Genomic DNA, 5519 nt, shown 5'->3' with positions numbered 1-5519 from the left:
ACCACAGGCGCCCCGCCGCGTCGGCCGCGCAGCGCGCGGCCCAGGCGGCCGCCGCGCCCTCGATCCCGAAGCGCAGCAGCAGGACGGCCGAGAGCGGCAGGAACAGCGCCGCCTGCGCCAGTTGCCATTTCGCGTTCACGTCCGGGCGGCCGATCGCGTCCAGCAGCGCGCCCGGGGCGAAGGCGGCGCAGGAGAAGAAGATGCCGACGCCCAGGATCTGCAGCACGCGCCCGCCGCCGGCGGCGAATTCCGCGCCGAGCCAGAGGCGCAGCAGCTCCGGCCCGGTCGCCACCAGCAGCAGGCAGGCGGGCAGCACGACGGCAAGCGTCATCAGCGCGCCGCGCCGCAGCAGCCCGGCCGTCGCCTCCGCATGCGTGGCGTAGGCCGAGGCCATGGCGGGCAGCAGCGCCTGCGCGACCGCCACGGGCAGGATCCACATGCGCATGACGAGGTCGAGCGGCGTCGCGTAGAAGGCGACCGCGGAGAGCGTCAGGAAGGCGCCGATCAGGAAGCGGTCGGCGTAGAGCAGCGCCTGGGTGAGGATGCCGGAGGCGCTCATCCAGCCGCCCATCCGCAGCAGCGGTCCGAGCACCTCCCAGCGCGGCCGCGCGGGCGCGAGGCCCGGCAGGTCGCGCCGCGCGAGCCACCAGTAGCTGATCGTGTTGGCGAGCCGGCAGGCGAGCAGGGCGAGGATCACGCCGACCAGGCTCTGCCAGACCAGCAGCACCAGCGCCGGGCCGGCGTAGTACATGATGGAGACGGGGATGGTGACGAGGTTCGCTTCGCGGAATCGCTGATGCGCGGCCAGCGCGCCCCAGAGTGCGGCGTTGACCACGACCAGCGGCGCAGCCAGGCAGAGCAGGCGGAAGGCGGCGACGGCCTCGGCCTGCAGCGCCGCCGGCGTGTTGAGCACGCGTTCGACCAGCAGGGGCATCAGCGCGAAGGCGACCGCTGCCACGCCGCCGCTCAGCAGGGCGAGGGCGGTGATCGCAGCCCCGGCGATTGCCGTCGAACCGGCCGCGTCGCCGGCCAGGCTGCGCGCGGCCAGCGCGCGCGTCAGCGCTGCGCCCACGCCGAGGTCGAAGACGCCGAAGACGCCGACCAGCGCGAGCGCCAGCGTGAACAGGCCCCAGCGCTCGATCCCCATCTGGTGCACCAGCACCGGCGTCAGCGCGAGCGCGAGGATCAGCGGGAGCCCGCGCCCCGCCGCGTTCCACAGCGTTCCGGAGAGCAGCCGCCCGCCCGACGCCCGCGCCTCGGCCGTCTCGGCCATCGCCCGATCAGATCCCTGTCCTGTCCGCGCAAGAGGGGCCGTGCCCGCAGGCATCCTTCCGCCCCCGCGGGGCCCTGCCGTGGCTTTGCCACGGCAGGAGGAACCAAGCTACCCGGAAGCAGCGCCCAAACGGGGCCCCGCGGCGGCGCCGCAGGCGACGTCGTGGGGAGCTAATACGCCCCGCGCCGCGCCAGCACCGCCATCGGCGTGCGGAGCAGGATGCGGATGTCGTTCAGCAGCGAGGGCCGGGTCACATAGGCGACGTCGAGCGCCACGCGCTGGGCGTAGCTGGTGTCGCTGCGGCCGCTGATCTGCCAGGGCCCGGTGATGCCGGGGCGCACCGTCATGTAGTGCTGCGCGGCCGGGCCGTAGTAGGCGGCGAGCTCGCTCGCCTGCACCGGGCGCGGGCCGACCAGGCTCATGTCGCCCCGGAGCACGTTGATCAGCTGCGGCAGCTCATCGAGCGAGGAGGCGCGCAGGAAGCGGCCCACCCAGGTCACGCGCGGATCGTTCTTCAGCTTGCGCGTGCTGTCCCACTCGGCCCGGGCGGCCGGGTCGCGCTCGAGCAGGGCGGCGAGTCGCTTGTCGGCATCGGCCACCATGGAGCGGAACTTGAGGCAGCCGAAGGCGCGCCCGCCCCGGCCGATGCGCTCATGCGCGTAGAAGACGCGGCCGCCATCCATGCGCACCAGCGCGGCGATGATCAGGAAGGCGGGCAGGGCGAGCAGCAGCAGGGCGCCGGCGCCGAGGATGTCGAGCGCGCGCTTGGCCGCCGGGCGCAGGGCTGCGGCCAGGCCCCCGGCATCCGGCAGGGCCGGCGCCAGCATCGGCTGGGCGAAGGCGGAGCGCTTCGTCTCGGGCTCGCGGGCGAGCGTCTGGACGGCTTCCAGGCCAGGCATGGAGGTCCTCGTGCGCGGGGGTAACCCGCTTCTCCTTCAGATGGACCGCGCCCCTGGGTGTCCCGGCCCGGCGATCCGCCAGATGGCGAAGGCGCCGTGCCGCTTCAATCCTGGGGTTCAGGCCCGATGCTCAAGGAGTTAGCGGTCGCGGCCGGCGGGTTTGCGACGTGCTTGCGGCATGATTAAGGCGCGCTGCATTCGGGCGCAGCGCCGCAGATTTTCGCGGCACCCCGACGAATTTCGGAGAAGTCCTGCCCCAGTTCTGCCATGATTGGCTCATGGCCCAGTTGGTGATGCACCGTCCGCGCGTGGCCATACCCGGGGAGGACCGGCGGGGCGACCATGCCCGCGGCGGCGCCGATCCGGGCGCCGCCGCGCGCGGCATCCTCCTGGCGCTTGCCCTGTCCTCCGTCGGCTGGGTGGCGCTCGCGCTGCTCGTCCCCCGCCTCTGGTAGCTGGACGGGCCGGGCGCGCCGTGGTCTGAGGGCGGAACCGCCCTCGCGAGGAGTCGTGGCCTGCTGCGTTCCGGTATCGTCGCCTATCCCATGGCGCTCGCGCTGGGCGTGGCGCTGGTGGCCTGGATCTTTCCGGCGGAGTTCCTGTTCCCGGCGGCGGGCGAAGCGTTCCGGCCGGTCGGCGACGCCGCCCAGCACGTCATCGCGCAGCGCTACCTCATCGCCGATGCCTGGCGCTGGCCACCGACCTTCGCGGCGAACCTGAACACCCAGGAAGGCGGCCTCAACACCGCCTTCGCCGATTCGATCCCGCTGCTCGCGCTGGTCCTGAAGGCGCTGCGCGGCTGGCTGCCGGAGGGCTTCCACGGCATCGGCCTGTTCTACGGGCTCGCCTGGGCGCTGCAGCCCGTGGCCGCGGTGTGGGCGTTGCGCGGCGCCGATGAGCGGCGGCTCCTGCCCGCCATCGGCGTCTCGCTCGCCGCCGTCTCGATGCCCGCCTTCATCGGGCGCTTCGGCCATGCGGCGCTGTCGGGCCATTTCCTCATCCTGGTCGGCCTCGGCTTCTACTTCCGCCTGGTCGTGGAGCCGACGCGCGGCCTTTGGATCGGCGCGGCGCTGCTGCAGGTCGCGGCCCTGCTGGTGCATCCCTACCTGGCGCTGATGACGCTCGCGCTGCTCGCCGCCGTGCCGGCCACGCGGCTGCTGCGAGGCGAGCGCTTCCTGCCGGAGGCGCTCGGCGTCGCCGGCATCGTCGCGCTGGTCGCGGCGGTGATGGCGGCCTTCGGCTACCTCGGCGCCGAAGGCGATGGCGGCTACGGCATGTTCGCCATGAACCTGCTCTCGCCGCTGTGGCCCTCGGGCTCGGCGCTGCTCGGCTGGCCCTGGGCGCCGCAGCTCGACGCGACCGGCCATGGCGGCTGGGAGGGCTACAACTGGCTCGGCCTCGGCGTCATTGCGGCGATCGTCGCGGGCACGCTGCTGCGGCCAGGCGCGGCGGCGGAGGCGATGTTCCGCGCCCATCCGGGCCTGACGCTGGCCGCCATCGCCCTCAGCATCCTGGCGGCGAGCCACCGCGTCGGCTTCGGCGGCGCGATCATCCTCGACCTCGGCGAGGTGCCCTCCTTCCTCGAGCAGTTCCGCGCGTCCGGCCGCTTCTTCTGGCCGGTCGGCTACGCGCTGCTGATCGGCGCGATGATCCTGCTCGCACGCAGTTTCGCGCCGCTGGTGCTGGTGGCCGGGCTGATCCAGTTCGCCGACGCCGCGACGCTGCGCGGCGAGCTGTCCCGCTGGGCCGCGCAGCACCCGGCCTGGACGGTGGAGGCGCCGAAGCTGCGCGCAGCGCTGGCCGAGGCCCGCAGCCTCACCATCCTCCCGTCCTGGCCCTGCATCGACAAGGCGACGGGCGACGCGACCTATGCGCAGCTGCTCGAGGTACTGCTGCTGGCGTCGGAGCGCGGCGTGCCGGCCAGCACCATGTACGCGGCGCGCTGGCACGAGCCGCCGCGCTGTCGCGACCGGGAGCTGGCGGCGGCGCCCTTCGCCCCGGGCGAGCTGCGCGTGATCCTGCCCGCGGCTCAGGCCGCGCTGGCGCCGCTGGTGCCGGGCTCCGACACGCGCTGCGCGCCGATCGGCGAATTGCTGGCCTGCCGGTAGGCCTCGCCGGCCGGCACGGCGGAAGGCAGGTGCCGCTCGACGATGTAGAGCGGCCGTCCCTTGGTCTCGTTGAAGATGCGCCCGAGATACTCGCCGATGATGCCGAGCGTCATGAGCTGTACGCCGCCGAGGAACAGCACCACGGCCAGCAGGCTGGGATAGCCGGCGACCGGGTTGCCCCAGACCAGGGTGCGGAAGACGATGGTCGCGCCGTAGATGGCGGCGAAGATCGCCGTGACGAAGCCGAGATAGGTGGCGACCTTCAGCGGGCCGACGGTGAAGGAGGTGATCCCCTCCAGGCTGAAGTTCCACAGCTTCCAGTAGTTCCACTTCGTCGTACCCGCGGCGCGCGGCGCGCGGTCGTAGAGCACGGCGGTGGAGGGGAAGCCGACCCAGGCGAAGAGCCCCTTCATGAAGCGGTGCTGCTCGCGCAGCGCCAGCAGCGCGTCGAGCGAGCGGCGCGACATCAGGCGGAAATCGCCGGTGTTGGGCGGTAGCTGAACCCGCCCGCCGATCTTCTGCATCACGCGGTAGAAGGCGGCCGCGGTCGCCTTCTTCACCCAGGTCTCGCCCTCGCGCACGCGGCGCTGCGCATAGGCGATGTCGAAGCCGCCGCGCCAGGCGGCAACGAGGTCCGGGATCACCTCCGGCGGGTCCTGCAGGTCGGCGTCGGTGACCACCACCGCCTCGCTCGCCGCTGCATGGTCGAGGCCGGCGGTCAGCGCGATCTCCTTGCCGAAGTTGCGGCTGAGATTGACCACCGCGACGCGCGCATCCGCCGCCTGCAGCTCGAGCATGATCTGCAGCGTGGTGTCGCGCGACCCGTCGTTGACATAGACGACCTCCCAGGGGAGGCCGATGGAGTCCATCACCGGCACGAGGCGCGCGTGGAAGGCGCGCAGCACCTCCTGCTCGTTGTAGGCCGGCACCACGACCGAGATCACGGGGCGCGCATCCGGCATCGGGCGCTGCTCGGCCAGGCCCGCATGGGCGCGGAAGGGAAGGGGCGTGGGGCGGTTCATGGTGGCGTGATCGGTCCGGCTCGGGGCGATGCTCAAGCGGAATCACGGCGGCAGGATGGCCGGCGGACCGCCGCCCCGATCTGCTGCGCGGACCGGCCCAGGTCAACCGGCGGGCGGCGGAACTGGCGCGGTGTTCAGCCCGGACCCGCGAGGACACTGCCGCGGGCCGGGGGCCGGCGCCCGGCACGGCGCGCCTGCAGCGACGGGCGAAGGCAGC

5 protein-coding genes are annotated in these 5519 nt (G+C 73.3%); 2 read left to right on the top strand and 3 right to left on the bottom strand.

The window, feature by feature from the left end:
• Together L2I40_RS18230 and L2I40_RS18225 are read right to left on the bottom strand one after the other, a co-directional pair.
• Positions 1–1273 (bottom strand): flippase (locus L2I40_RS18230; RefSeq protein ID WP_237216612.1); only part of this gene is annotated, 1273 nt, incomplete at its 3' end.
• 170 nt (positions 1274–1443) lie between these two features.
• Positions 1444–2172 (bottom strand): sugar transferase, encoded by a 729-nt coding sequence (locus tag L2I40_RS18225; RefSeq protein WP_237216611.1) that lies wholly within the window; start codon positions 2170–2172, stop codon positions 1444–1446.
• A gap of 278 nt (positions 2173–2450) precedes the next feature.
• On the opposite strand from L2I40_RS18225, the gene L2I40_RS18220 reads away from it, so the two are divergent.
• Together L2I40_RS18220 and L2I40_RS18215 are read left to right on the top strand one after the other, a co-directional pair.
• On the top strand, positions 2451–2627 hold the full coding sequence (locus L2I40_RS18220; protein ID WP_237216610.1) for a hypothetical protein: 177 nt from the start codon (positions 2451–2453) through the stop codon (positions 2625–2627).
• A gap of 90 nt (positions 2628–2717) precedes the next feature.
• Positions 2718–4280: a DUF6311 domain-containing protein gene (locus L2I40_RS18215; protein ID WP_237216609.1), complete on the top strand. Its 1563-nt coding sequence runs from the start codon at positions 2718–2720 to the stop codon at positions 4278–4280.
• On the opposite strand, the gene L2I40_RS18210 is transcribed toward L2I40_RS18215, so the two are convergent.
• Complete coding sequence (locus L2I40_RS18210) at positions 4202–5242, bottom strand: glycosyltransferase family 2 protein (protein WP_237216613.1); 1041 nt, start codon at positions 5240–5242, stop codon at positions 4202–4204. The two genes, L2I40_RS18215 and L2I40_RS18210, sit on opposite strands and share 79 nt — an antisense overlap.
• Positions 5243–5519 lie beyond the last annotated feature (277 nt).

Source organism: Falsiroseomonas oryziterrae, assembly GCF_021864505.1.
Taxonomy (GTDB): domain Bacteria; phylum Pseudomonadota; class Alphaproteobacteria; order Acetobacterales; family Acetobacteraceae; genus Falsiroseomonas; species Falsiroseomonas oryziterrae.
Note: the sequence above shows the minus strand (reverse complement) of the source record. Positions and strands in the feature narration are given on the sequence as shown.

Coding starts and splice junctions, on each gene's coding strand:
- L2I40_RS18220 (WP_237216610.1), top strand. CDS start 2,451: ATGGCCCAGTTGGTGATGCACCGTCCGCGCGTGGCCATACCCGGGGAG.
- L2I40_RS18210 (WP_237216613.1), bottom strand. CDS start 5,242: ATGCCGGATGCGCGCCCCGTGATCTCGGTCGTGGTGCCGGCCTACAAC.
- L2I40_RS18215 (WP_237216609.1), top strand. CDS start 2,718: ATGGCGCTCGCGCTGGGCGTGGCGCTGGTGGCCTGGATCTTTCCGGCG.
- L2I40_RS18225 (WP_237216611.1), bottom strand. CDS start 2,172: ATGCCTGGCCTGGAAGCCGTCCAGACGCTCGCCCGCGAGCCCGAGACG.